A 25,096-nucleotide genomic window follows, 5' to 3' on the forward strand; every position below is an offset into this window, starting at 1 on the left:
GCGGTCAGCTTAGGGGAGGGGCACCCTCCGGCGGCGGAGGCGGCCGACGCTCCGCAGCCGTGCCCCCACGCCCCCGAACCGCGCGCCCGCCCAGAGCAGCGCCCCGGTCGGCAGGAAGACGGCGTCCGCCGCGACCATCGCCAGCGAGAACACCGGCAGCCCCAGCAGCACCGCGATCCCCACGTGCTCGGCCATCATCACCGCCAGCAACCCGTTCTTGAACCGCCGGTGGACCAGCGTGAACGGGAACGCCACCTGCAGGAGCACCGTCCCGTACGAGACCAGGAAGACCGGCAGCAGGGCCGAGCCGACCAGCCCGGACAATCCGGGCCAGGGCGTGAAGTAGTCCAGGTGCAGCGGATAGTAGAGAGCGGTGCCGTCCTGCCAGCGCGAGCCCTGCACCTTGTACCAGCCGGCCGTGGCGTAGATCAGCACCACCTCGGCGGCGATCACCAGCATCGCGCAGTTGTGCACCATGTTCGCCAGCGCGTCCAGCAGTGCCCGCGGCTCGCCGTCCGGCCGCAGCCGGCCGAGCACCCACCAGAGCCCGGCCACCGCCCACAGGCCCCAGAACACCGGCGCCCACCCGACGCGGGGGAAGCCGGCGGTGGTCCAGGTCAGGCTCTCCCCGGAGAAGGCGCCGAGCTGGCAGACCAGCAGCACCGCGCCCAGCACCACCCAGAGCAGCACCCCGGACCGCCCGGGGGCCGGCCGCCGGGCGTCCAGCGACCAGACCCGCGCGCAGCGGGTGAAGACCAGGTAGACCGCCATCAGATGGACGACGTTGTCGCCGCCGTCGCCGAGGAAGACGTTGCGGTTCTGCAGCGACAGCACGGTCACCAGGAACAGCACGGTGCTCGCCCTGGTCCGCCAGCCCAGCAGCACGGCGAAGGCGGCCAGCACCGCCAGGTGGTAGACCAGCTCGAACCAGAGCCGCCCGCCGAACCACGGCAGCACGGTCAGCGCCCCGTTGTCGGCCAGCAGCCGCTCGGCCAGGTCGAGCGACCACGGCGAGGTGTCGCCGTAGAGCAGCCGCCGGTTGGGCCACTCCCGCAGCAGGAAGGCCAGCCAGACCAGCCCGAAGCCGATCCGCACCGCCGCCGCCTGATAGCGCCCCAGCACCTGCCCGGTGAACGCCGCGAAGGCCCGCGAAGCCGCGGCGCCGAGCCCCGGCCCGGGCCGCTCCGGGGCCGGTTGCGCCGGCGCGTCCGGCCCCGGCTGCCGGGGGATCCCGTCGAGCAGCACCTGCCCGGCCGTCGGCGGCACGTCGGTCACGCCAGCCCCCGGAAGTCCTCGTCGTCCACCGGCCACCACGGCAGCTCCCGGACCTTCGGCGCCGGCGGCGCGGCCTCCCCGCTCCAGCCCGGCGGCGGGACGGTCGCGGCCGTCACCCGGAACTCGATCTGCAGGATCCGCTCACCGTCGACGCTCCGGCCGATCCGCTGCAGCGCGATCCGCTTCAGGTACTGCTCGGCCAGCTTGCCGCGCGGATTGGTCAGCGAGTCGTCCTGCGCGCTGTGCGAGCCCTCGTAGAAGTCCCAGGCCCGGCGGAGCAGGTTCTGGTCGGCATGGCTGGGCGCCGGGTTGCCGCGGATCGCCGCGATGTCCCGGGCGGTCAGCCCGGTCCAGTCGTGCGTCCGGGTCGCGCCGCCGTCCGCGACCGTGCGCACCCGGGCGTCCAGGCTGACGTTCTGCTGCAGCGGGTTGGGCGCGAACAGCTTCCAGTTCTGCTCGAACTCCGGGTACACCAGGCCGTCGACCTGCTCCCGGTACTCCCGGGAGGCCGAGTTGGCCGGGGCCACGTGCAGGAAGACCGCGGCGAGGAACAGCCCGGTACCCGTGACCAGCACCGCGGCGGCCAGTCCGAGCACGGCCAGCGCCGGCGTCGACCAGACCCGCCCGCCGGGCGGTGCCCCGGTGCTCCCGGTCTCGGCCATGGACTCCCCCAGGCTTCGGCCGGGCGGAGCCCCCACCCGGCCGGACGTGCGCCGCCGGTCCGTCCCGGCACGGTCGCGCGCCCATCCTGCCCTACCCGGGGGCGGACGGCGCCGGCGGCGGGGAAGGGGGAGCGGACGGCACGGGGCCTACAGGACGAAGGCGTCCCGGCCGTCGCTGCTCACCATCGGGCGGCCCGCGCTCTCCCACGCGTACATCCCGCCGTCCACGTTGACCGCGTCCCGGCCGTTCTGCACCAGGTACTGGACGACCTGCGCGGAGCGCCCGCCGACCCGGCAGAGCACGTAGAGCCGGTCGTCCGGCAGCTCGCCGAGGCGGGCGATCACCTGGCCCATCGGGATGTGCAGCGCGCCGTCCACATGACCGGCGTCCCACTCGTCCTGCTCACGGACGTCCAGCAGGGCGGCGTCGGCGGGGACGGCGGCGGCTTCGGCGGTGGGGATCTGCGCGAACATCGTCTGACTCTCCTGTGGCTCGGTCCGGTCCGCCCCATTGTCTCCCACCGGCTGCCCGCCGAGCAGCCGTTCCAGCTCCGCCTGCTGGGCCGAGGCCTTCGCCAGCAGCTGCTCGGCGAGCTCCTCCAGCAGCCCGTCCGGGTCCTGCGGGGCGAGGGCGAGCAGTTGGCCCATCGCGGTGTTCTCCAGCCTGACCTGCTCGGTGGCGGTCTCGGCGATCTTGGCGGTGAGCCACTCCAGGCGCCGGCGCAGCCAGCCGAACCGGTCCCGGGAGTCCACCGCGGGCGCCGCCTCGGGAGCGGTGGACCACTCGGCGGCGAGACCCTCCAGCGCGGCGGTGTCGCCGTACGCGTAGGCCTCGTTGACCCGGACGATGAAAGCGGCCCGGCGCCGCTGCTCGGCCGGGTCGGTGGTCAGGTCCGGGTGGGCACGGCGGACGAGCTCGCGGTAGCTCCGCTGGGCGTCCCGGCCGGGCCGCACCCGGGTCGGCGCGGCCGGCGGCGCGGCCGCGTCCTTCTCCTGGACACTGTCGAACAGCGCGTCCAGGTCGGGCAGTTCGTCCACCCGCTGACGCGCCTCGGCGGCCCGCCGCAGGTCCTCGGGGTGTCCGGTCCGGGTGGCCACCGTCTCGGCGATCAGCGCGTCCAGCTCGTCCAGCCGGGCGTACAGCGGACCGAGCAGCTGATGGTGGATCAGGGCGAAGTTGTCGATCTCGACCCGCAGCGTCTGCATGTCGACATCCATGGTGAGCCAGGCGAGTTCGGCGGCGGCGACCCGCTCCTCCAGCTCCTGCTGCTCCGGATCCGTCCAACGGGCGGGGCTCTGCGCGGTCACGTCTCGCCTCTGTCTCGATCTGCCGGCTCGTCCTGCTGCGACGCCGTCCGCCGTACCGGGAGCGGCACGCCCGCCGCACGGGGCGGCCCGGCCTGCCACCCTACCTCCGAGCGCGCTGCTCCGACCGGGTGGACGAGGAGCGCGGGCGGGCGTTCACCCCGGGACGCGCAACAAGTACTGATGAATCTCCCCGTTTCGGTATCGAGCCCCGCCCTCTCCGTGCTTCGCTGGTACGCACAGCGTGCCTCCTCCAGAGAGACGGCCACCTCCAGGCGTGGCGGCCAGGCGGGAGCAGACCGAATCCATGGTGGACGAGCCCAACTCAACACCGCGTCCGGCGGCCGTCACGGCCGGGTCCGGGGCCGTACCGGGTGACCAGCCCGCAGGGGTGGTCGCGCTGGTCCGGCTCGCCCTGGTCCTGGTCGACCGGACGGGCCGGGTCGCGCAGTGGAGCAGGGCCGCCGAGGAGCTGTTCGGGCACCGCGCCGACGTCACCCACGACCGCCCCGCCTCCGGCCTGCTGCCCGCCGTCGAACCGCGCAGCGTCCCCGGACCGGCCGCCGCCCCCGCCGTCCGCCACCGCCGCGACGCCCTGGACACCCTGGCCGAGCTGACCGCCGCCGACCGCCCGTGGGCCGGCCACATGCCCGTCGTCGACCGCGAGGAACACCTGCGCGACGTGCTCTGGTGGGCCTATCCGCTGGCCGGCCCGGGCGGCGGCCTGCTGGCCCTGGCCACCGACGCCCGCCCGCTGCGCTCCACCGGGCCGCGGCTCGCGCTCGGCGAGCGCCTGCTGCCGTTCGCCGCCACCCCCGCCGCCCGGGGCGGCTTCCACCGGCTCACCGCCGCCCTCACCGCGCCCGGCCGCCCGGTGCCCGAGCCGCTCGCCCGACTGCTCCCGGGCGGTTCCGGCGACCGCCGGAGCCGGCTGCTGGACGCGCTCGGCCGGGCCGGCCTGCCCGCCCTGCGACTGGACGCCACCACCGTGCTGCCGGTGCTGCCGGCCGATCCGCAGGCCGGCACCGCGCACGCGGCCGCGGGCATCGGCCGCCGCTACCCGACCGCCCAGCAGCGCGCCACCCGGCTCGGCCCGCCCCCGCAGCCCGAACAGTCCGCCCCGGGCCGGCGGCCGGCGGGCCCGCTGCCCGTCCAGCGCGAGGCCGACCGGCCCGCCGCACCGGCCGCCCGGCCCACCGGCGCCGTGAGCGGCACGTCGGCGGCCGCCCCGACCGTCCCGGCTCCGCCCAGAGGAGGCGCCACCATCGAGCAGACCGCCGTCGAGTCGTCCGCCCACGGCCTGCAGGGCCGGCCCGGCGACCAGGTCCCACCCGTCGCCGTGCCCGCCCCGGCCGACGTCCTTCTCGGCACCGGCGGCCCCCCGCCGACCGGCCGGCTCACCCCGTTCCTGACCAACGGCCAGGCCGGGGAGCAGCTGGCCCTGCTCAACGAGGTCGGCGGCAAGGTCGGCACCACCCTGGACCTCGGTTTCACCGCGCGCGAGCTCTGCCAGGTACTCGTCCCCCGGGTCGCCGACTTCGCCTGCGTCGACCTGGTGGACGGCCTGATCTCCGACTCCGAGCTGCCCGAGGCCCGGCCGGACGACGACACCATGCTGCGCCGGGTCGCCCTGGTCAACAACGACTCGGCCGGCCAGTGGGACCACGTCCTCGCCGAGGGCTCCCTGGTCGCGATGCCCCGCCACACCCCGCCCGGGATGGCCCTCCAGCTCAACCAGCCGGTCCTGGTCCCGGTGGTCAGCGAGGACGTCGCGGTCGACTACGCCGCCGCGCTCGGTGGCGTCCGGCTCGCCTCGGTGGTCTCCGGCCGCTCGATGCTCGTGGTGCCGCTCTCCGCCCGGGGCACCGTGCTCGGCATCCTCAAGCTGCTCCGGCTGTCCGACCGCGCCCCCTTCGACGAGGGGGACGCCGCCACCCTCAAGGAGCTGGCCGCCCGGGCCGCGCTCTCGCTGGACAACGCCCGGCTGCACCGCGCCGAGTCCAAGGTCGCCACCACCCTCCAACGCTCGATGATCCCGACCCGCCCGCCGCAGATCCCCGGTGTCCAGATCGCCCACCGCTACCTGCCGGGCGACCCCAAGGCCGAGGTCGGCGGGGACTGGTTCGACGCGATCCAGCTGCCCGGCAGCCGGGTCGCCCTGGTGGTCGGCGACGTGATGGGCCACGGCATCCACTCGGCCGCCGCGATGGGCCGCTTCCGCACCGCGATGCAGACCCTCGCCGCCCTCGACCTGCCGCCCGGCCAGTTGCTGCGCCACCTGGACAACCTGGCCCAGAAGCTCGGCGACGACCATCTGGCCACCTGCCTGTACGCGGTCTACGACCCGATCAACCGGACCTGCGAGCTGGCCAGTGCCGGCCACGTCCCCCCGGTGCTGGTGCACCCCGACGGCACCGGCGAGCTGCTGGAGATCCCGGCCGGGGCCCCGATCGGCGTCGGCGGGGTGCCCTTCGTCGCCAAGACCATCGACGTCTCGGACGGCTCGATGCTGGTGCTCTGCACCGACGGACTGGTCGAGGTCAGGGGCGGCGACATAGGAACGGGGCTGGCCGCGCTCTGCGGCAATCTGATCGACCCGCAACGCAGCCCCGAGGAGGCCTGCGACGTCGTCCTGGACCGGCTGCACTCGGACGACCGCAAGGACGACGTCGCCCTGCTGGTGGCCCGCTTCGACGGCGTCGCGCCGACCGAGGTGGCCACCTGGGACCTCACCGTGGACCACCGCGAGGTCCGCCGGGCCCGCGCGCTGGTCCGCGAGCAGCTGACCAACTGGCACCTGGAGGCGCTCTGCGACACCACCGAGCTGCTGGTCAGCGAGCTGGTGACGAACGCCGTCCGGGTCGCCCGGGACCGCGTCCAGCTGCAGCTGATCCGGGTGGACAAGCTGCTGGTCGAGGTCAGTGACGACAACCACAACCTGCCGTCGCTGGAGCCCGCCGAACAGCTCGGCGAGACCGGCCGCGGCCTGACGCTGGTCACCAAGCTCGCCGAGCACTGGGGCACCGCCCGCAAGGCGGTCGGCAAGGTGGTCTGGTTCGAGCTGCCCCTCTGATAGGCGCCCGCTCGCCTCCGGGCCGCTCTCGTCCGGTGCCGACGGTCGGCGCTCCGACGCCGCTCGTTCCTCGCGGCGTCCTCGCTTGCCCTCCTTGCCCGCCATCGGGCAGGAGGGGCCCACCCTTTCGGCACCGGCGCGGCCCTTCGGCTCGGGGCGGATTCGGTCGGGGCCGGGGTCCAGACGCCGGGGCCGGGGCTTCATGCCCGCGCGCGCCGAACACGGGCGTGCGGGGCCAGGGTCAGAGCCGATGGCCGGGGTCCAGACGTCACGGGCCGGGGCTTCATGCCTGCGGGCGCCGAGCACGGGCGCGCCGTACGGGGCCGAGGTCAGAGCCGGTGGCCGGGGTTCAGACGCCGGGCTGGGGCTGGACGGACAGGGTCCGGTGCCGGGGCGGGGCTTCATGCCCCGGCCCGGCACCGGGCCTTCGGGTCCGGGGTTACGGCAGGGCCGCGCCCGCCGAGCGGCGGCGGCGGGCCTCCGTGGCCACCTCGATCGAGGCGGCCGTGGCCACCGAGGCCGCCGCGCCGACCCCGGCCAGCACCCGGGGCCAGAAGTCCCCGAACACCTCCACCGAGACGGCGATCAGCAGCGCGGTGAGCACCGCGACGACGTGCTCCAGGCCCGCCAGGTTCGGCAGCACGACCGCCTCGCCGACCATCAGCGCGACCACCAGGCCGGCCGTGAACCAGGCCCGGCAGCGGAACGCGATGCAGATCGCCAGCGCCACCACCGCCGCCGACGGGCCGGTGTCACGGACGTAGGCCACCCACTTCGGGAAGCCGAACACGTGGTCCGGGCCGACCGCCACGCCGAACCGGGCGAACAGCGTCCCGGCCAGGGTGCAGGCGTAGGCCACCACCAGGGTCAGCCGCCGACCGAGCACGATCTCGGCGATCCCGAAGACCACGAAGACCTGGGCCAGCGCCCCCCAGACCGGCAGGTCCAGTGCCGGCACGTACAACGACAGCGGTGTGCGCAGCAGCGAGACGTCCAGCGGCAGCGCCGCCTTCACCACCCCGATGTGGGTGACGAACCGCTCCCCGCCCGGCAGATGCTGCACAACGCTGAACAGCAGGATCAGGGCGGTCGCCGCCGTGGCCAGCGGAACGGCGGCGAACTTCTTCGCCACCAGCCGCTCCCGGACCGTCCCGAACAACGTCCCCCACTCGGCGACAGCGGCCGCACCGGCAATAGCCAGCGGCCCCTTTCGCACGCCCCCCGCGTGGGTCCTGTGAATCACAACCGTCTCTCCAAATCCCCGAAGCCGCGAACGCCTTCTCGACCACTCCAACATTAGAAGCCGGTTAAAGAATCCACATCGGCATAAAAGTTGAGCTGCCTCATCCTCTGGGGGGAGAGAAAACCCCGAAGACCCCCCATCCGGACGTCCGGCCCCCTCCGCCCCCCGGCGGAGGGGTTACCCCTTCCCGTCCCGCGCTGCCGTCGGCACCGGGGGCCCCGCGTCGGCGGCTCCCGCGTGTCGGCGACGGAACAGGGCGGGCAGACTCGGCGCGGTGATGAAGCCCTCGGCCCGCGCGCTGGCGATGCCGATGCGCGGAATCTCGCTGCTCTTCTCGAACAGCAGATAGCGCGGTTCCCAGATGGGCCGGTACTTGGCGTTGGCCCGGTACAGCGATTCGATCTGCCACCAGCGCGAGAAGAAGCCCAGCACCGAGCGCCAGAGCCGGAGCACCGGCCCCGCGCCGAGGCGCGACCCGCGCTCGAAAACGGAACGGAACATCGCGAAGTTCAGCGACACCCGGGCCAGCTGGACCTCCTGCGCGCGCTGCAGCAGTTCGATCACCATGAACTCCATCAGGCCGTTCTCGGTGTCTCTGGCCCGACGCATCAGATCCAGCGAGAGTCCGTCCACGCCCCAGGGCACGAAGCTCAGCAGCGCCTTCAGCTCACCGTCTCCGTCGTGGCACTCCAGCATCACGCAGCGCCCGTCGCCCGGGTCGCCGAGGCGGCCGAGCGCCATCGAGAAGCCGCGCTCGGTCGCGCCGTCGCGCCACTGGTCGGCCTTGGCGACCAGCTGGGCCATCTCGCACTCGGGAATGTCCTGGTGGCGCCGGATCCGCACCGTGTACCCGGCCCGCTTGACCCGGTTGTACGCCTGGCGGACCACCCGCATCGCCCGGCCGTCCAGCGAGAACTCGTCCAGCTCGACGATCGCCTCGTCACCCAGTTCCAGCGCGTCCAGCCCGTGCCGGGCGTAGATCACCCCGGCCTCCTCGGAGGCGCCCATCACGGCCGGCGCCCAGGCGTGCTCGCGGGCCTCGGACAGCCAGGCCTCGATCGCGCCCGGCCAGGCCTCCGGGTCCCCGATCGGGTCGCCCGAGGCCAGCGAGACCCCGCCGACCACCCGGTAGGTCACCGCCGCCTTGCCGCTGGGGGAGAAGACCACCGCCTTGTCCCGGCGCAGCGCGAAGTAGCCGAGCGAGTCCCGCTCGCCCTGCTTGTCCAGCAGGCCCCGCAGCCGCTCCTCGTCCTCCGGGGTCAGCAGTTCCTTGTCCCGGGGGCTGCGGAACGCCACGTAGAGGACCAGCAGGAAGAGCACCGCGCCCATCGCGTTGATCACGGCGTTGACCCAGGTCGGCGCCGAGACCACCGAGCGCAGGTGCTCGGAGGGCGTGATGGTGATCATCCGGCCGACCGAGTAGCGGAAGAGGTCCCAGAAGTCGGAGCCCTGCGCGGTGTTGTTCGCCCAGACCAGCAGCGCGCCGACCACACCGCCGAAGGCCAGGCCCCCGACGAAGGTGGCCGCCGCCGTCTTCGGGTTGGAGCTGTCGCCCTTGGAGGTGAACTCCTTCCGCCCGACCAGCAGCGCCAGGACGAACAGGCAGGTCAGCACGGTGGAGATGTAGTTGAGCGGGTGCCGGTTGAACCGCTCGTCGGGCACCGCCATGGCGGCCAGGTAGAGCAGCGCGAACAGCCCGGCCAACGCGATGTTGAAGATCCACGCGGCCCGCTTGCGCCGTCGCATCGCGATCGCCAGGAACACCGACAGCACCGCGGTGCTCAGACCGGCCGTCATCAGGTACGGGGTGAAGTACTCGCCCTCGTTGTGCTCGGTCACCTGGTCCCGGAACGGCACCAGCAGCACCGTCACCAGGTTCAGCAGCGCGATCAGGCGCAGGTACCAGACGGTCGCCGCGGCGGCCCTCGGGCGCCAGCGCTCCAGCAGGCCGGCGGACCGGGGCCCGGCGGACGCGGCGGACGGCTCCGACTTCACAGTGGACGACACAGCTCAATTCCAAACGATCAGATGGTGAGGCGCATCCGCACACGGGCCGGTGCCGGGCATCCGTGCGCCCGACGGACTGACCAGCGACCCTGGCCATGACCGGAAACCGGTGAAGGGGCAGCCAACTCCATGGTTCCCCACCCAGAGTGAGAATTACGTGAACCCGGTAGCCGATTCCCACCCCCGCCGAACGGCGGGGGTGTCCGGAAGGCCGGCGTTCGGCACCCCACCCCCAGTGGCCCTAGTCTCGAAACGCTCGACGACACCGCATCGAGCGGACCGGCCGCCCGAACCGAGGAGGGACCATCACCACCACCCGCGTGCTGATCGTGGACGACGAGATCCTGGTCCGTTCCGGCCTCGGCCTCATCGTCGGCTCCGCCCCCGACCTGGAGGTGGTCGGCGACTGCTCCGGCGGCCAGGCCGAGGCGTACGTCCAGCGCCTGCGTCCGCACGTGGTGCTGCTCGACATCCGGATGCCCGACCTCGACGGCATCTCGGTGCTGCGCCGGCTGCGCGCCCTGCCCGACCCGCCGTCGGTGGCGATGCTCACCACCTTCGACACCGACGAGTACATCGGCACCGCGCTGCGCGCCGGCGCGTCCGGCTTCCTGCTCAAGGACACCGCCCCGGAGCAGCTGGTGCACGCCGTCCGGGTGCTCGCGGCCGGCGGCAGCATCCTCTCCCCGACCGTCACCCGCACCGTGATCGGCGGCTACGTGGACGGCGGCGGCCCGGACGCCGAGGCCGCCTCGCTGGCCCGTACCCTCACGAGCCGCGAGCTCGACGTCCTGGCCCTGCTCGGCGAGGGCCTGTCCAACGCCGAGATCGCCGACCGGCTCTTCCTGGGCACCGGCACGGTGAAGGACCACATCAGCGCGATCCTCGGCAAGCTCGGCGTCGCCAACCGGGTGCAGGCCGCCGTGGTGGCCCACCGGGCCGGCCTGGTGCGGCCGAAACCCGGCACCGGGGCATGACCACCGTCGGCCTGCCCCCCGCCAGACGCCTGCCGGCCCGGCTCACCGCCCCCTGGCTGATGCTGCTGCTGCCGGCCCTCTACTCGCTGATGGACGCCGCGCTGGTGGCCCGGGGCGCGCCCTGGTGGCAGGTCCTGCTCTCGCTGCTGGCGGCCGTCGTCCTGCCCTGGCGCCGGCGCTTCCCGGTCACCGTGCTGCTGCTCACCATGCCGGGCAGCTATCTCGCCGACATCTGGCTGGCCCCGATCACCGCCGTCTACACGGTGGCCGCCGAACGGCCCGCCCCCCGGGTGGTGGTCCCCTGCGCGACCCTCTTCGCCCTGGTCGAGTTCTTCCACTGGCCGCTCTCCGAGCAGTCCTTCGAACCGAGCCGGGAGACCGCGCTCTACGCGATCCAGTCGGTGATGCTGGCCGCCGGCCCGGCCGCCACCGGACTGCTCTCCCGCACCCGCCGGGAGCTGGCGGCCCGGCTGGACGAGCTGACCCGGGGCCAGGCCCGGGAGAGCCGGTTGCTCGCCGAGCGGGTGCTGATCAGCGAGCGCGGCCGGCTCGCCCGCGAGATGCACGACGTGGTCTCGCACCAGGTCAGCCTGATCAGCATCCAGGCCGGCGCGCTGCAGGTCAGCACCGCCGACCCGGCCGCCGCGGCCACCGCCCGGACGATCCGGGAGCTCTCCGTGCGCACCCTGGAGGAGCTGCGGCAGATGGTCGGCGTGCTGCGCGCCGCCGGCTCGCGCCCGGACGTCCCGCTCGCCCCGCAGCCCCGGCTGGCGGACCTCCCCCGGCTGATCGAGGAGAGCGGCCTGGCCGCCGAGACCGAGCTGGCGCCGGGGGACCGGCCCTGGCCCGAGGCGGTCGAACGGGCCGCCTACCGGACGGTCCAGGAGGCGCTCACCAACATCACCAAGTACGCCCCGCAGGCCACCGTGCACGTCCGGCTGCGCGCGGTCGGCCGCCGGCTCCGGGTCGAGGTCCGCAACGACGCCCCACCGGTCCGGCCCGCCGAGACCCTGCCGGGTGGCGGGCACGGCCTGGTCGGCCTGCGGGAGCGGGCCCAGCTGCTCGGCGGCACCCTGGTCGCCGGCACCACCCCCGACGGCGGCTTCGCGGTGCGGGCCGACCTCCCCGCCAACCGGGAGTGACCGCGTGCCACCGCTCCCGCGACCCGGCGCCGCCCCCTCCGGAACACGAGAAAGCCCCGCAGATCCGAAGATCTGCGGGGCTTCACTGTGCGCGAGGGGGGAGTTGAACCCCCACGCCCTTTCGGGCACTGGAACCTGAATCCAGCGCGTCTGCCTATTCCGCCACCCGCGCATGGGTGTTTGTCGTGGTTGCCAGCCGACCAGCCGATCCGCTCGGTACCATGTGGCCTTCGCGGTTCTTCGGTCCGGCTCCCTTGCGGGCGCCCCTTCCGACATGGAAAACAGTAGCACGACCTCCGGGCCGCCTCCGAATCCGTTTCCCGGGCGGCCGAACGCATCCGAACGGATGCCCGGACGAACAGGCGAGCGAGGGATGCGGGGCAGTCCGGACGGGTAGCCCTGGCATGCTGCGGCCCGCATGCGTCACCCTGTGTGTCCGAGCCCACCCCCGGGCACCACGCGGTCCGGGAACCGTATGGATGGCCCCGGCGTGGATACGATCAGTACGGAAGTACCGCAAGTAGGCGCGACCGGCTCCCCGGGATCCGGTCGGCAGGCAGGCGAACGAACCCTGGAAGGGGGTGCCCCGTGGGAGTGCTGAAGAAGTTCGAGCAGCGACTCGAGGGTCTCGTCAACGGCACCTTCGCCAAGGTGTTCAAATCCGAGGTCCAGCCCGTGGAGATCGCCGGCGCGCTGCAGCGCGAGTGCGACAACAACGCGAGCATCTGGAACCGCGACCGCACCGTCGTGCCCAACGACTTCATCGTCGAGCTGAGCCCGCACGACTTCGAGCGGCTGAGCCCCTACTCCGGTCAGCTGGGCACCGAGCTGGCCGGCATGGTCCGCGAGTACGCCGAGGCCCAGCGGTACTCCTTCATGGGCCCGCTCCAGGTGAACCTGGAGAAGGCCGACGATCTGGACACCGGCCTCTACCGGGTGCGCAGCCGCACCCTGGCCGCCGAGGAGCCGTCGGCGCAGGCCGCGCCGCAGCAGGCCCCGCCGCAGCCCACCCAGGGCGGCGGCTACGGCCGGCCGCCGGCCCCGCCGGCCCCCGGCGCACCGTGGCAGCAGCAGGGCGCCGCCCCCTACAGCGCGCCCCCGCCGCCGGCCGCGCCCCCCGCCATGCCCTCCGGACCGCCGGCGGCCGCGGGCGGCAACGTCCGCCCGTTCCCCGGCGCCGGCCACGGCACCGCGGTACGCCGCTGGATCGAGGTCAACGGCTCCCGTCACCAGATCACCGGGAACGCCTGCGTGCTCGGCCGCTCCACCGAGGCCGACGTGCGGATCGACGACCCGGGGGTCTCCCGCAAGCACGCCGAGATCCGGCCCGGCACCCCCTCGATGGTGCTCGACCTCGGATCCACCAACGGCATCGTGGTGGACGGACAGCACACCCAGCGCGCTACGCTCCGCGACGGCTCACGAATCGTCGTGGGTTCCACCACCATCGTCTACCGACAGGTCGAAGGGTAGTGTCCGATTTGTTCGCGCGCTTCGCTCACTCACGGGCGGGCCGGCCATGTCAGAACTGACCCTGACGGTCATGCGGCTGGGCTTCCTCGCCGTGCTGTGGCTGTTCGTCATCGTCGCGGTCCAGGTGATCCGCAGTGACCTGTTCGGGACCAGGGTGAACCCCCGTTCCTCCCGTCGGGGCGGTGCCGCCACCGCGGCCGCCGCCACCACGGCCCCGGTGTCCGCCCCCGGGCGGGCCCCGCAGGGCCAGCCCGCCCCCGCCCCCCAGACCCAGGGCGGCGGCCGGCGCCGCGGCGCCCCGACCCAGCTGGTCGTGGTGCAGGGTTCGCTGGCCGGTACGACCGTCGCGCTGCAGGGCCAGACCATCACGCTGGGCCGCGCGCACGACTCCACCATCGTGCTGGACGACGACTACGCGTCCTCCCGGCATGCCAGGATCTATCCGGATCAGACTGGGCAGTGGACGGTCGAGGATCTAGGCTCCACCAACGGCACCTATCTGGACCGGCAGCGCCTGACGGCGCCGACCCCGCTCCAGCCGGGCATGCCGATCCGTATCGGCAGGACCGTCATCGAACTGCGGAAGTAGTAGCGCATGAGGGACAGCATCCCGTCCATGACCCAGAGGGGGGCTCAGGTCGCATGACCCTGGTGCTGCGCTTCGCCGCCGGCTCCCACAAGGGGCTGATCCGGGAGGGTAACGAGGACTCCGGCTACGCCGGGCCGCGGCTGCTGGCCGTGGCCGACGGCATGGGCGGCGCCGCGGCCGGCGAGGTCGCGTCCTCCGAGGTGCTCGGCTCCATCGTCCGGCTGGACGAGGACGTGCCCGGCGCCGACCTGCTGACCCTGCTCGGTGACGCCGTCCAGGGCGCCAACGACCGCCTCCGGCAGATGGTCGAGGAGGACCCGCAGCTGGAGGGCATGGGCTGCACCCTCACCGCGATGCTCTGGACGGGCCAGCGGATGGGCCTGGTGCACGTCGGCGACTCCCGCGCCTATCTGCTGCGGGACGGCTCGCTGGTGCAGATCACCCAGGACCACACCTGGGTGCAGCGCCTGGTCGACGAGGGCCGGATCACGCCCGAGGAGGCCGAGACCCACCCGCAGCGCTCGCTGCTGATGCGGGCGCTGGACGGCCGCGGCCAGGTCGAGCCCGACCTGTCGATCCGCGAGGTCCGGGCGGGCGACCGCTACCTGATCTGCTCCGACGGCCTCTCCGGCCCGGTCAGCCACCAGACCCTCCAGGACACCCTCGGGAGCTTCTACTCCCCCGAGCAGACCGTGCAGGAGCTGATCCAACTCGCGCTGCGCGGCGGCGGTCCGGACAACATCACCTGCATCGTGGCGGACGTCCTCGACGTCGGCGCCACGGACACCCTGAGCGGTCAGTTCAACGACGTCCCGATGGTGGTCGGCGCGGTCGCCGAGACCCCGCCCTCCTCGACCCTCGCCGACCAGTCGATCCGGGACACCCCGGCCGGCCGGGCGGCGGGCCTCGGACGCCCGCCGCAGGGCGCCTTCGGCCCGGCGGAGGGCTACGACGGCGGCTACGGCGCCGCCCCGGCGGGCTTCGGCCCCGCCGAGGGCTACGACGGCGGCTACGGCGCCGGCGAACCCCCGGTGTACGGCACCGAGGAGTTCGACGAGGAGGACCGGCCGAAGCGCAAGGGCAAGGGGCTCAAGCTCTCGCTGGCCGCGCTGGTCGCCCTGGGCGTGCTCGGCGGCGTCGGCTTCTTCGGCTACCAGTGGACCCAGGACCAGTACTACGTCGGCGTGGACGGCGACCACGTCGCGGTCTACCAGGGCCTCAACCAGAGCCTCGCCGGGCTGAACCTGTCCTCGGTGCACACCTCGTACAAGGACATCGAGCTCAAGTACCTGCCGCAGGACCAGCGCACGCACGTCACCAACACCATCTCGGCCAGCAGCCTCGGCGACGCCGACGACACGGTGAAGAAGCTGGGCGAGCAGGCGACGTTCTGCCACAAGGTGGCCGACGCCAGGACGGCCGCCGCCAACCCGGCGCTGCCGGGCACCGCGCCGAGCGGCCAGCCGGGCACCACGCCCGCGGTGGCGCCCGCCGGGTTCCTGGCGGCCACCGCGCCGGCGGCGTCGCCCACCGGCCGGGCCCCGGCCGCCGCCACGCCCAGCGCGACCTCGACCCCCACGCCGACCCCGACCACGGCCGCCCCGAGCCAGAGCGCCGCCGCCCCGGCCACCGGGCCGCAGGGCGACCTGCCCGGCCTGACGGACGAGGAGCGGCAGAAGGCCGACTCCTGCCCGAAGCCGTGACGGCCGCGACCCGACATAGGCCCGCCCCGCGCGGGCCTGCCGGCCGTCAGGGAGCGGTCACCACGTGAGCACCTTCGACCTGAGCAACGGCGCCGACCGCCGGTCCGGCGGCGTACCGGCCGACCGGGCCTCCTCCCGGCGCCGGGGCAACACCACCATCTCCGCGCCGGGCACGCCCAACCGCCGCAACACCGAGCTGGCCATGCTGGCCTTCGCGGTGCTGCTGCCGGTCCTCGCGTACGCCAACGTGGGCCTCGCGATGGACGACTCGCTACCGGCCGGCATGCTCGGCTACGGCCTCGGCATGGGGGCGCTGGCGCTGGTCGCGCACCTGCTGATGCGCCGCTTCGCGCCCTACGCCGACCCGCTGATGCTGCCGATCGCCACCCTGCTCAACGGGCTCGGCGTGGTGATGATCTGGCGGCTCGACAAGGCCGGGAAGCTCCTGCACAACAACTACCCCGCGGCCGCCAACCAGCTGATGTGGTCGGGCCTCGGGGTCGGGTTCTTCATCTTTGTGATGATCTTCCTGAAGGACCACCGGGTCCTCCAGCGCTACACCTACATCTCGATGGCGGCGGCCCTGGTGCTGCTCGCGGCGCCGGCCTTCTTCCCGGCCCGCAAGGAGGACTTCGGCGCCAAGATCTGGATCCGGATGGGCGCCTTCTCGATCCAGCCCGGTGAGTTCGCCAAGATCATCCTGACCGTCTTCTTCGCCGGCTACCTGATGGTCAAGCGCGACGCCCTGGCCCTGGCCAGCCGCCGCTTCATGGGCCTCTACCTGCCGCGCGGCCGCGACCTCGGGCCGATCATCGTGATCTGGCTGCTCAGCCTGCTGATCCTGATCTTCGAGAACGACCTCGGCTCGTCCTTCCTGTACTTCGGCCTCTTCGTGGTGATGCTGTACGTCGCCACCGAGCGCACCAGCTGGATCGTCTTCGGCCTGCTGATGTCCGTCGGCGGCGCCGTCGCGGTGGCCTCCACTGCCAGCCACGTGAAGACCCGGATCGACGCCTGGCTCGACCCGATGGCCGCCTTCGCTCCCAAACCACCGCAGGGGTCGACGGAACAGATCGGCCAGTCGCTGATGGCGCTGGGCTCCGGCGGGGTGACCGGCTCGGGCCTCGGCCAGGGCCGCTCCTGGCTGATCGACTTCGCCGCCAAGAGCGACTTCATCCTCGGCTCGTTCGGCGAGGAGCTCGGCCTCACCGGCCTCATGGCGATCTTCATGCTCTACGCCCTGCTGGTCCAGCGCGGTCTGCGCACCGCCGTCGCGGCCCGCGACCCGTTCGGCAAGCTGTTCGCCGTCGGCCTCTCCTCCGCCATGGCGCTCCAGGTCTTCGTGGTCGCCGGCGGTGTCACCGGCCTGATCCCGCTGACCGGTATGACCATGCCGTTCCTCGCCCAGGGCGGCTCCTCGGTGGTCGCCAACTGGGCCCTGGTCGCGATCCTGCTGAAGATCAGCGACAGCGCCCGCCGCCCCGGGGTGGAACCGGCCCCGGCCTCCGAGCTCCAGGGGGGAGCAGCCTCGTGAACAAGCCGATCCGCCGGGTCTCGATCTTCTGCCTGGTCCTGATCCTGGCCCTGATGGTGCGCACCAACTGGGTGCAGGGCGTCCAGGCCGACGCCTGGGCCACCAACAAGAACAACAAGCGGCAGGTGTACGACCGCTACGCCCACCCGCGCGGCAACATCATCGTCGGCGGCCAGCCGGTCACCCAGTCCGACTTCGTCAACGGCCTGCGCTACAAGTACAAGCGCTCCTGGGTCGACGGCCCGATGTACGCGCCGGTGACCGGGTACTCCTCGCAGTCCTTCGGCGCCAGCCAGCTGGAGCAGCTGGAGGACGGCATCCTCGCCGGCACCGACGACCGGCTGTTCTTCCGCAACACCCTGGACATGCTGACCGGGGAGCCGAAGAAGGGCGGCGACGTCGTCACGACGATCAACGCCAAGGCCCAGAAGGCGGCGTTCGACGGCCTCGGCGGCAAGAAGGGCGCGGTGGTCGCGCTCGACCCGCGCACCGGCGCGATCCTGGCGCTGGTCTCCACCCCGTCCTACGACCCCGGCGTGTTCGCGGGCAGCGAGTCCGCCGACACCAAGGCCTGGGTGGACCTCAACGCGGACCCGAACAAGCCGATGCTCAACCGCGCGCTGCGCGAGACGTACCCGCCCGGCTCGACGTTCAAGCTGGTCACCGCGACGGCGGCGTTCGAGAACGGCCTGTACCAGAACATCGACGACGCCACCGACACCCCGAACCCGTACGTCCTGCCGGGCACCAGGACCGAGCTCAAGAACGAGAGCGAGTTCGAGAAGTGTGAGAACGCCACGCTGAAGTCCGGCATGGACCAGTCCTGCAACACGGTCTACGGCAAGATCGGCGCCGACCTGGGCAAGGACAAGATGCGGGCGCAGGCCGAGAAGTTCGGCTTCAACAGCACGATCGACACGCCGGTCCGCTCCGAGAAGAGCGTCTTCCCCAGCAACTCCACCCCGGACGGCACCGCGCTGGACTCGATCGGCCAGCACGACACCCGGGCCACCCCGCTGCAGATGGCCATGGTCTCGGCCGCGATCGCCAACAACGGCTCGCTGATGCAGCCGTACCTGGTCGACCAGGAGCGCTCGGCCTCGCTGACCACCGTCTCCAAGCACACCGAGAAGCAGTTCTCCCAGCCGATGAGCCCGGCCACCGCGCAGAAGATGCAGGACCTGATGGTCTCGGTGGTCGAGAACGGCACCGGCAAGAACGCCCGGATCCCGGGCCTGACGGTCGGCGGCAAGACCGGCACCGCGCAGCACGGCGAGGACAACGCCGGGCTGCCGTTCGCCTGGTTCACCTCCTACGCCAAGACCGCCGACGGCCAGTCGGTCGCGGTGGCGGTCGTGGTCGAGGACGGCTCCAACAACCGTGACGGCATCAGCGGCGGCCGGCTCGCCGCGCCCGTCGCCAAGGCGGTGATGCAGGCCGCCCTCGGCAAGTAGCGGGCGGCCGCCACGGCTGCGCGGAATCCCAGGATCGGCCCCGCCGTCCGGATACCGGTCTGGTATCGGCCGACGGCCGACTCCGGTCCGGCGCGGTGCGACCGGTAGCGTATCCGCAGCAGCGGGTGTGCCCGTTGCCGCCCGCGAGACGTCGAACGGTCCTGATCGCAGAACCATCCGGGGCCGGTCCGGCGTCACTCAGAGCGTGCGGGGACACCTACGTCACAACCTCACCGGCGGGTGAGGGAGAGGGTCGGAACTATGGAAGAGCCTCGTCGCCTAGGCGGCAGGTACGAGCTCGGCGGCGTCCTCGGGCGCGGCGGCATGGCCGAGGTGTACCTCGCCCATGACTCCAGGCTCGGCCGTTCCGTCGCCGTGAAGACGCTCCGGGCCGACATGGCCCGCGATCCGTCCTTCCAGGCCCGCTTCCGCCGTGAGGCGCAGTCCGCGGCATCACTGAACCACCCCGCGATCGTCGCCGTGTACGACACCGGCGAGGACTACATCGACGGCATCTCCATCCCGTACATCGTGATGGAGTACGTCGAGGGGTCCACCCTGCGGGAGCTGCTGCACTCCGGCCGCCGGCTGCTGCCGGAACGGGCGCTGGAGATGACCATCGGCATCCTCCAGGCCCTGGAGTACTCGCACCGGGCCGGCATCGTGCACCGCGACATCAAGCCCGCCAACGTGATGCTGACCCGGCAGGGCAACGTCAAGGTCATGGACTTCGGCATCGCCCGGGCGATGGGCGACGCCGGGATGACCATGACGCAGACCTCCGCCGTCATCGGGACCGCCCAGTACCTCTCCCCCGAGCAGGCCAAGGGTGAGCAGGTCGACGCCCGCTCGGACCTCTACTCCACCGGCTGCCTGCTGTACGAGTTGCTGACCGTGCGCCCGCCGTTCGTCGGCGACTCCCCGGTGGCGGTGGCCTACCAGCACGTCCGGGAGGAGGCGCAGCCGCCGTCCGCCTTCGACCCCGAGGTGCGCCCCGAGATCGACGCGATCGTGCTGAAGGCGCTCGCCAAGGACCGCGACTACCGGTACCAGAGCGCCGACGAGATGCGCGACGACATCGAGCGCTTCCTCGACGGCCTGCCGGTGGCCGCCGCCCAGCAGGCCGCCGCGTACGGCATGGGCGGTGCGGCCGGGTACGGCTACGACCAGAACGGCTACCCGCAGCACGACCCGTACGGCCAGACCAACATGCTGCCGCAGCACCCCGGCGGCGGGCCGACCACCATGCTGCCGCAGGCCGGCGGACAGCCCGGGTACGGCCAGCAGCCCGGCTACCAGGACGACGGCTACGGCCAGACCTACTCCGGTGCCCCGGGCGGCGGTGGCAACGACGACGGCTACGGCCGCGGCGGGGGCCGGCGCGGCGAGGAGCCGCCGAAGAAGAGCAACACCTCCTGGATCGTGCTGGCGATCGCCGCCGTGCTGGTCCTGGTCGGCACCTTCTTCGTCGCCCAGGCGATGTTCGGCGACAAGAAGGGCGACGACAAGAAGGAAGCCGTCAAGGTCGTCGCCCCGAGCCTGGTCGGCAAGAGCCTGGCGGACGCCAAGACGCTGGCCGCGCAGACCGGCCCGAAGCTGGTGGTGACCGAGGGCGAGAAGGTGGCCTGCCCGGACGCCGCCATCAAGAAGGACCAGGTCTGCGCCCAGACCCCGGCGGCCGGCGGCCAGATCGCGGAGACCGCCACGATCACGGTGCAGCTCTCCTCCGGTCCCGCCAAGGCCAGCGTGCCGAACGTCGTCGGCAAGACCAAGGACCAGGCGGTCAAGGCGCTCAACGACGCCGGCTTCACCAACATCCCCGCCCCCGAGTACAAGGACGACGACACGGTTCCGCAGGAGCAGGTCACCGCCCAGGACCCGGCGGGAGGCGCCCCGGGTGACCCGACCGCGCCGGTGAAGCTGACGATCTCCCAGGGCAAGACCAAGGTCCAGGTCCCCGGTGTGGTCGGCCAGCAGAAGGAGGCCGCGCAGGCGGCCCTGGAGAGCGCCGGCTTCCAGGTCGACGCCTCGAAGACGACCGCGACCAACGACCCCACCAAGGTCAACACCGTCGCCTCGCAGTCGCTCCAGCCGAACAGCAAGGCCCCGGCCAACTCGAAGATCACCCTGACGATCTTCAAGGCCCCCGACAAGATCCAGGTCCCGCCGCTGCAGAACCTCACGCTGAAGGAGGCCGACAAGCAGCTGAAGGCCCTCGGCCTGAGCTACAGCGTCACCCTGGGCCCGCAGGACCCGAACGCCCTGGTGCTGTCCTCGATGCCGGGCGCCGGCACCCAGGTCGACCCGAACACCTCGATCAGCCTGGTCACCCGGCCGGCCGATGCCAAAGGGGACTCCAACCCCCCCAGCTCACCGGCCACCAGCCCCACCAAAGGGGGGAACAACCCCTAGCCCCTGGTTCCCCTGGTTCTAGGTGAACCCGAGGGGCCCGCCACAGCCGGTACGCACGGCTGCGGCGGGCCCCTCCGCCGTTCTCCGCCCCCGGGTACCGGCCCTCCCGCCGAGCCGAGCCCGTCCGGGCCGTCCAGGCCGCTCTCCGGGCCCGCTCGGGGCGTACCGGGCCGGTCGTACCCCACCCGGGGCCGCCGGGCCGCTCGGGCCGCCCTTCCGGGCCCCGGCCGGTCAGCCCCGGCGCAGCTCGGGCGGCGGCGTACGCCGGGCGTCCATGTCGTCCACCCGCACCAGGCTGCCCCAGACCGCCATCCGGTAGCGCGAGGTGTAGACCGGCGTACAGGTCGTCAGGGTGATGTACCGTCCAGGCCCCTGGTAGCCCGAGCCCTTGGGGACGGGGGCGACGATGCCGGTGTCGAACTTGGAGGTCTCCGGCAGGGTGCTGTCGACCTTGTAGACGTACCACTTGTCCTTGGTCTCGACCACGATCGCGGCGCCCTTGTGGACGGCGTCGAGGTCGTGGAACTTCGCCCCGTGGCCGTCCCGGTGGGCGGCCAGCGCGAAGTTGCCGCTCGCGTCCCAGGGCATCGCGGCGCGGTACGGCTGCTCGTACACCCCGGCGACGCCCTCGGCCAGGGTGTCGGCGTCGGTGCCCATCCGGATCAGCACCTGGTAGTCCCTGCCCATCGCGGGCACGTGCAGGAAGCCGACCGCGTCGCCCGCCGCGAAGGCCGGGCCGGGTGACGCGGTGGGATCGGGAGCGCCGGGGGTGCCGGGGGTGCCGGGGGTGCCGGGGGTGCCGGGGGCGGCCGGGGGAGCGCTCGCCGTCGGCCCCGCCGCCCAGGCGCTGCGCAGCCGGTCGGAGGCCCGCGAGGCGGCCGCGTCGGCCTCCACGTTGGTCCACCAGAGCGAGTAGGCGACGAACAGGCCGAGCACCAGGCCCAGGGTGATCAGCAGTTCGCCGAAGACGCCGAGCGCGGCCAGCGCCCGGCTCCGGCCCCGCCGCCGGGCGGGCTCGGGCGGCGGGAACGCCTCCGCCGCCGTCTCCTCCTGGATCACCTGTACTCCCCCTCGCTCGCTGGACAACCGGTGCGGCGGCCGTCCGCCGCGGTCGCTAGCCGACCGTGAGGCCGGGCGGCTTGCCCTGGCTCCGTGGCCGTTCCTCGATCATCTTGCCAAAGATGATCAGCCGCGCCTTGGAGCTGAACTCCGGGGTGCAGGTGGTCAGGGTGATGTAGCGGCCCGCCTGGCTGTAGCCGGAGCCGTTGGGCACCGGCTTGATCACGCTCACATTGGACGGCGGAGTCTCCGGGATGCCGCCGGTGATCTCGTAGACGTAGTACGCGGCGGAGGTCTCCACCACGATCTTGTCGCCCTTGCCGAGCTTGTTGATGTGCCGGAACGGCTCGCCGTGCGTGTTGCGGTGCGCGGCCAGCGCGAAGTTGCCCGCCTTGTCGGCCGGCATCCCGGTACCGGTGTAGTGGCCGACCAGACCGTTGTCGAGCACCGCCGACTTGGACGTGCCCTCGGCGATCGGGAACTTCAGGCCCAGCTTGGGCAGGTGGATGATCGCGAAGCCCTTGCCCGGTTCGAAGGTCTCCGGCTTGGCCGGGTCCGGCGCGGGCTGACCGGGCGCGCCGGGTGCCGGCTGGGCCGCGTCGAACTGCTGCTCCAGCTGGTTGCGGGCACCGTCGGCGGCCGCGTCGGCCTGCACGTTGGTCCACCAGAGCTGGTAGGAGACGAAGAGCAGCATCACCAGGCCGAGCGTGATGCACAGCTCGCCGACGAGGCGCGCGACCACCACGGCCGGCGACTCCTTGGGCCGGCCCCGGCCCGCGGCGGCGCCACCGGCCGCCCGGCGGCGCCCGCCGCCCGAGCGCACGGACATCCGGCCCCGCGCGGCACGCCGGCGCTCGGCTCGGCCGCCGACCGGCGGCGCGGCCTCGCCCTCGGCGAGGGCCGGGAGCCGCAACTGGAGCGTCTGGTCGGCCAGCCAGGGGTACTCGGGCTGGTCCGGGTGCGCCGGGCCCCCCGGAGCGGGCTGCCCGGCCTGCTCGTAGACGCCCCAGCCGTCCTCGGCCCCGCCCTGCTCCGGAACGCCCGGCCCCGCCGACTGCGCCCCGTAGGGGTCGTACTGCTGGTACTGGCTGTCCGGCGGGTACGGGCCCCGGCCGCCGTACTGCGGGCCCGGCTGCCGGTGCCGGCCGCCCCGGCCGTACTCGTCGGCCCCCTGCGGATCCGCCCCCGACTGGTAACGCCCCTCCGGACGCACGGCGGTCATGCCGGTCAGCCCCGGCCGATCACCGGGGCGAGCCCGGCCGAACGGCCGACGGCCTGCGGATCGCCGCACTCCGCGAGCCAGTTGGCGAGCATCCGGTGCCCGCCCTCGGTGAGGACCGACTCCGGGTGGAACTGCACGCCCTCGACCGGCAGTCCGCGGTGGCGCAGGCCCATGATCACACCGCTCCCGGTCCGGGCGGTCACCACCAGCTCGTCCGGCACGGTGGCCGGCTCGACCGCCAGCGAGTGGTACCGGGTCGCGGTGAGCGGCGAGGGCAGGCCCTCGAACACCCCGCCGTCCTCGTGCTCCACCAGCGAGGTCTTGCCGTGCAGCAGCTCGGGCGCCCGGCCGACCACCGCGCCGTACGCGACCGCGATCGACTGCAGGCCGAGGCAGACGCCGAAGACCGGCAGCCCGATCCGCGCGCAGTGGTGGACCATGTCGACGCAGACCCCGGCCTCCTCGGGCGCGCCCGGTCCGGGGGAGAGCAGCACCCCGTCGAAGCCCTCGTCGCCCGTGCGACGCACCGCGTGCTCGACCGTCACCTCGTCGTTGCGCACCACCTCGCAGGTGGCGCCGAGCTGGTAGAGGTACTGGACCAGGTTGAAGACGAAGCTGTCGTAGTTGTCGACGACCAGGATGCGGGGCGAGGTCAGCTGGGTGGTCATTCGCGCGCTATCTCCGTGGGCTGCGGGGACTGGGGGAGGAACAGGACCCGCCGGGTCAGCCGGCGGCGCCGCCGTCGCCGTCCACTGTGACGTCGCCGAAGGGGAGCAGCGGTTCCGCCCACGGGAAGACGTACGTGAACAGGAGGTAGACCACCCCCAGGACGAGGAGCAGCGAGATGAGGGCCCGGACCAGGGGGTGCCCCGGAAGGTGTCGCCAGATCCAGCCGTACATGGTGCTCCCTCGACGCAACAGACTGGGGTCAAGAGTAGACCCGTGATCCGGGCGCGTGAGGCGGGCTTCCCCGCCGACGCCCACCCGTTGCGCCCGGCCGGTCCGCCCGGCGGTCGCGCCGGCGGTCACCGGCCGCCGGTCACTGGCCCCCGGCCGAGCGCAGGTCGACCGTGCCGGAGTAGCCGGGCAGGGCGAGTTCGCCGCTCTCCTGGACCTTCCAGCCCAGCCCGTACGCCTGCACGTACTGCAGGTAGTTGCGGATCGTCGGGTCCGCGTCCACGGCCGCCCGCAGCGCGTCGGTACGTCCCACCGCCTTGACCACGTACGGCGGTGAGTACACCCGGCCCTGGAGCAGCAGGGTGTTGCCCACGCAGCGGACGGCGCTGGTGGAGATCAGCCGCTGGTCCATCACCTGGACGCCCTCGGCGCCGCCCCGCCAGAGCGCGTTGACCACCGCCTGGATGTCCTGCTGGTGGATGACCAGGTCGTTGACGCCGGGCTCGGGCACCCCGGGGATGCGCGCGGTGGCATTCGGCGGGGCGTCGTTGAGGGTGACGGTCAGTCCGGGCCCCTGCAGCGGCTCCAGGGCGGCGGCCTGCTGGAGGGCGGTCAGCCGGGCGGCGTCGGCGGGGCTGCGGCCCTGCCCGTCGGTGAGCGCCTGGGAGCGCGCCTGGAGGTCGGCGAGCTGCGCCTGGGACTGCTGGTTCTGCGAGCTGCGCTGGCGTATCACGTCGCCGAGGCTCAGCAGCGAGTTGTCGGTCCGCAGATCGGTCCCGCGGGCGGTCTGCGCGCTGATGTAGAAGAGCAGACCGGCGAGCGCGAAGACGGCGCAGGTCAGGGCACGGCCGACAATTCGGGTGCCGGCGGCACGGGAGCGGGCAGGCCGAGGAGGAATCGACAAATTAGGCACCGTACCCTTATCTCCTTCAGACCCGCCGAGCCACTACGCTAACGGACGCCGGTGGCATGTGCGGGATCGGTTCCCCTAACGTTCTCCCACAGCCGCCACCACCAGCCGCCCCACCCGCTGAACCCCTGCGCGGTCTCACAGCGCATCGACAGGAGA

General features: G+C 73.0%; 19 protein-coding genes and 1 tRNA gene. 9 read left to right on the plus strand and 11 right to left on the minus strand.

Features of this window, described 5'->3' with window-relative positions; translation table 11 throughout:
- Positions 1-9: 9 nt before the first annotated feature.
- The 3 genes from ACIQTO_RS00360 to ACIQTO_RS00370 form a co-directional block, all read right to left on the minus strand.
- Positions 10-1,275, minus strand: a complete 1,266-nt coding sequence (locus tag ACIQTO_RS00360; RefSeq protein WP_402380859.1) for an HTTM domain-containing protein — start codon at positions 1,273-1,275, stop codon at positions 10-12.
- Entirely contained in the window at positions 1,272-1,937 is a 666-nt protein-coding gene (locus tag ACIQTO_RS00365; RefSeq protein ID WP_402380861.1) for a DUF5819 family protein, read from the minus strand. Before ACIQTO_RS00365 ends, ACIQTO_RS00360 begins: the two co-directional genes overlap by 4 nt.
- 147 nt (positions 1,938-2,084) lie before the next feature.
- Positions 2,085-3,245, minus strand: a complete 1,161-nt coding sequence (locus ACIQTO_RS00370; RefSeq protein ID WP_402380864.1) for a rhodanese-like domain-containing protein — start codon at positions 3,243-3,245, stop codon at positions 2,085-2,087.
- Positions 3,246-3,549: 304 nt separating this feature from the next.
- Between ACIQTO_RS00370 and ACIQTO_RS00375 the strand changes: the two genes are divergently transcribed.
- Positions 3,550-6,315: a SpoIIE family protein phosphatase gene (locus ACIQTO_RS00375; protein WP_402380867.1), complete on the plus strand. Its 2,766-nt coding sequence runs from the start codon at positions 3,550-3,552 to the stop codon at positions 6,313-6,315.
- Between the two features lie 439 nt (positions 6,316-6,754).
- Here the strand turns inward: ACIQTO_RS00375 and ACIQTO_RS00380 are convergent, their stop codons facing one another.
- Positions 6,755-7,447 carry a hypothetical protein gene (locus ACIQTO_RS00380; protein ID WP_402380870.1) on the minus strand — a complete coding sequence of 231 codons (693 nt, stop codon included), beginning with the start codon at positions 7,445-7,447 and terminating at the stop codon, positions 6,755-6,757.
- 288 nt (positions 7,448-7,735) lie between these two features.
- Positions 7,736-9,565 (minus strand): phosphatidylglycerol lysyltransferase domain-containing protein, encoded by a 1,830-nt coding sequence (locus ACIQTO_RS00385; protein ID WP_402380873.1) that lies wholly within the window; start codon positions 9,563-9,565, stop codon positions 7,736-7,738.
- A 326-nt stretch (positions 9,566-9,891) separates the two neighbouring features.
- On the opposite strand from ACIQTO_RS00385, the gene ACIQTO_RS00390 reads away from it, so the two are divergent.
- Together ACIQTO_RS00390 and ACIQTO_RS00395 are read left to right on the plus strand one after the other, a co-directional pair.
- The gene (locus ACIQTO_RS00390; protein WP_402382672.1) at positions 9,892-10,542 is read left to right on the plus strand and encodes a response regulator; all 651 of its coding nucleotides are present in this window, start codon (positions 9,892-9,894) and stop codon (positions 10,540-10,542) included.
- On the plus strand, positions 10,539-11,684 hold the full coding sequence (locus ACIQTO_RS00395) for a sensor histidine kinase (RefSeq protein ID WP_402380876.1): 1,146 nt from the start codon (positions 10,539-10,541) through the stop codon (positions 11,682-11,684). Before ACIQTO_RS00390 ends, ACIQTO_RS00395 begins: the two co-directional genes overlap by 4 nt.
- 88 nt (positions 11,685-11,772) lie before the next feature.
- Here the strand turns inward: ACIQTO_RS00395 and ACIQTO_RS00400 are convergent.
- Positions 11,773-11,856: transfer RNA gene (locus tag ACIQTO_RS00400), tRNA-Leu, on the minus strand.
- Between the two features lie 416 nt (positions 11,857-12,272).
- Here ACIQTO_RS00400 and ACIQTO_RS00405 point away from each other — a divergent pair.
- From ACIQTO_RS00405 to pknB, 6 genes are all read left to right on the plus strand, one after another.
- Positions 12,273-13,157, plus strand: a complete 885-nt coding sequence (locus ACIQTO_RS00405; protein WP_402380879.1) for an FhaA domain-containing protein — start codon at positions 12,273-12,275, stop codon at positions 13,155-13,157.
- A 46-nt stretch (positions 13,158-13,203) separates the two neighbouring features.
- A complete protein-coding gene (locus ACIQTO_RS00410) occupies positions 13,204-13,746 on the plus strand; it encodes an FHA domain-containing protein (RefSeq protein ID WP_402380882.1) in 543 nt (180 codons plus the stop codon).
- A 53-nt stretch (positions 13,747-13,799) separates the two neighbouring features.
- Positions 13,800-15,449 (plus strand): PP2C family protein-serine/threonine phosphatase, encoded by a 1,650-nt coding sequence (locus ACIQTO_RS00415; protein ID WP_402380885.1) that lies wholly within the window; start codon positions 13,800-13,802, stop codon positions 15,447-15,449.
- A 157-nt stretch (positions 15,450-15,606) separates the two neighbouring features.
- Entirely contained in the window at positions 15,607-16,983 is a 1,377-nt protein-coding gene (locus ACIQTO_RS00420; protein WP_402382674.1) for an FtsW/RodA/SpoVE family cell cycle protein, read from the plus strand.
- Complete coding sequence (locus tag ACIQTO_RS00425; RefSeq protein WP_402380887.1) at positions 16,980-18,437, plus strand: peptidoglycan D,D-transpeptidase FtsI family protein; 1,458 nt, start codon at positions 16,980-16,982, stop codon at positions 18,435-18,437. The genes ACIQTO_RS00420 and ACIQTO_RS00425 overlap by 4 nt, the downstream gene beginning before the upstream one ends.
- 261 nt (positions 18,438-18,698) lie before the next feature.
- Positions 18,699-20,849: a Stk1 family PASTA domain-containing Ser/Thr kinase gene (gene pknB, locus ACIQTO_RS00430; protein WP_402380890.1), complete on the plus strand. Its 2,151-nt coding sequence runs from the start codon at positions 18,699-18,701 to the stop codon at positions 20,847-20,849.
- A 231-nt stretch (positions 20,850-21,080) separates the two neighbouring features.
- Here pknB and ACIQTO_RS00435 read toward each other — a convergent pair whose 3' ends face one another.
- The 5 genes from ACIQTO_RS00435 to ACIQTO_RS00455 form a co-directional block, all read right to left on the minus strand.
- Entirely contained in the window at positions 21,081-21,908 is an 828-nt protein-coding gene (locus ACIQTO_RS00435; RefSeq protein ID WP_402380893.1) for a class E sortase, read from the minus strand.
- Positions 21,909-21,963: 55 nt separating this feature from the next.
- Positions 21,964-23,130, minus strand: a complete 1,167-nt coding sequence (locus tag ACIQTO_RS00440) for a class E sortase (RefSeq protein WP_402380896.1) — start codon at positions 23,128-23,130, stop codon at positions 21,964-21,966.
- A 5-nt stretch (positions 23,131-23,135) separates the two neighbouring features.
- Positions 23,136-23,798, minus strand: coding sequence for an aminodeoxychorismate/anthranilate synthase component II (locus ACIQTO_RS00445; RefSeq protein WP_402380899.1), 663 nt, complete (start codon positions 23,796-23,798; stop codon positions 23,136-23,138).
- A gap of 55 nt (positions 23,799-23,853) precedes the next feature.
- Positions 23,854-24,030 (minus strand): hypothetical protein, encoded by a 177-nt coding sequence (locus ACIQTO_RS00450; protein WP_329488814.1) that lies wholly within the window; start codon positions 24,028-24,030, stop codon positions 23,854-23,856.
- A gap of 139 nt (positions 24,031-24,169) precedes the next feature.
- Positions 24,170-24,931, minus strand: a complete 762-nt coding sequence (locus ACIQTO_RS00455; RefSeq protein ID WP_402380902.1) for a DUF881 domain-containing protein — start codon at positions 24,929-24,931, stop codon at positions 24,170-24,172.
- Positions 24,932-25,096: the final 165 nt, after the last annotated feature.

It is taken from the genome of Kitasatospora sp. NPDC091207 (assembly GCF_044768625.1).
Classification (GTDB): domain Bacteria; phylum Actinomycetota; class Actinomycetes; order Streptomycetales; family Streptomycetaceae; genus Kitasatospora.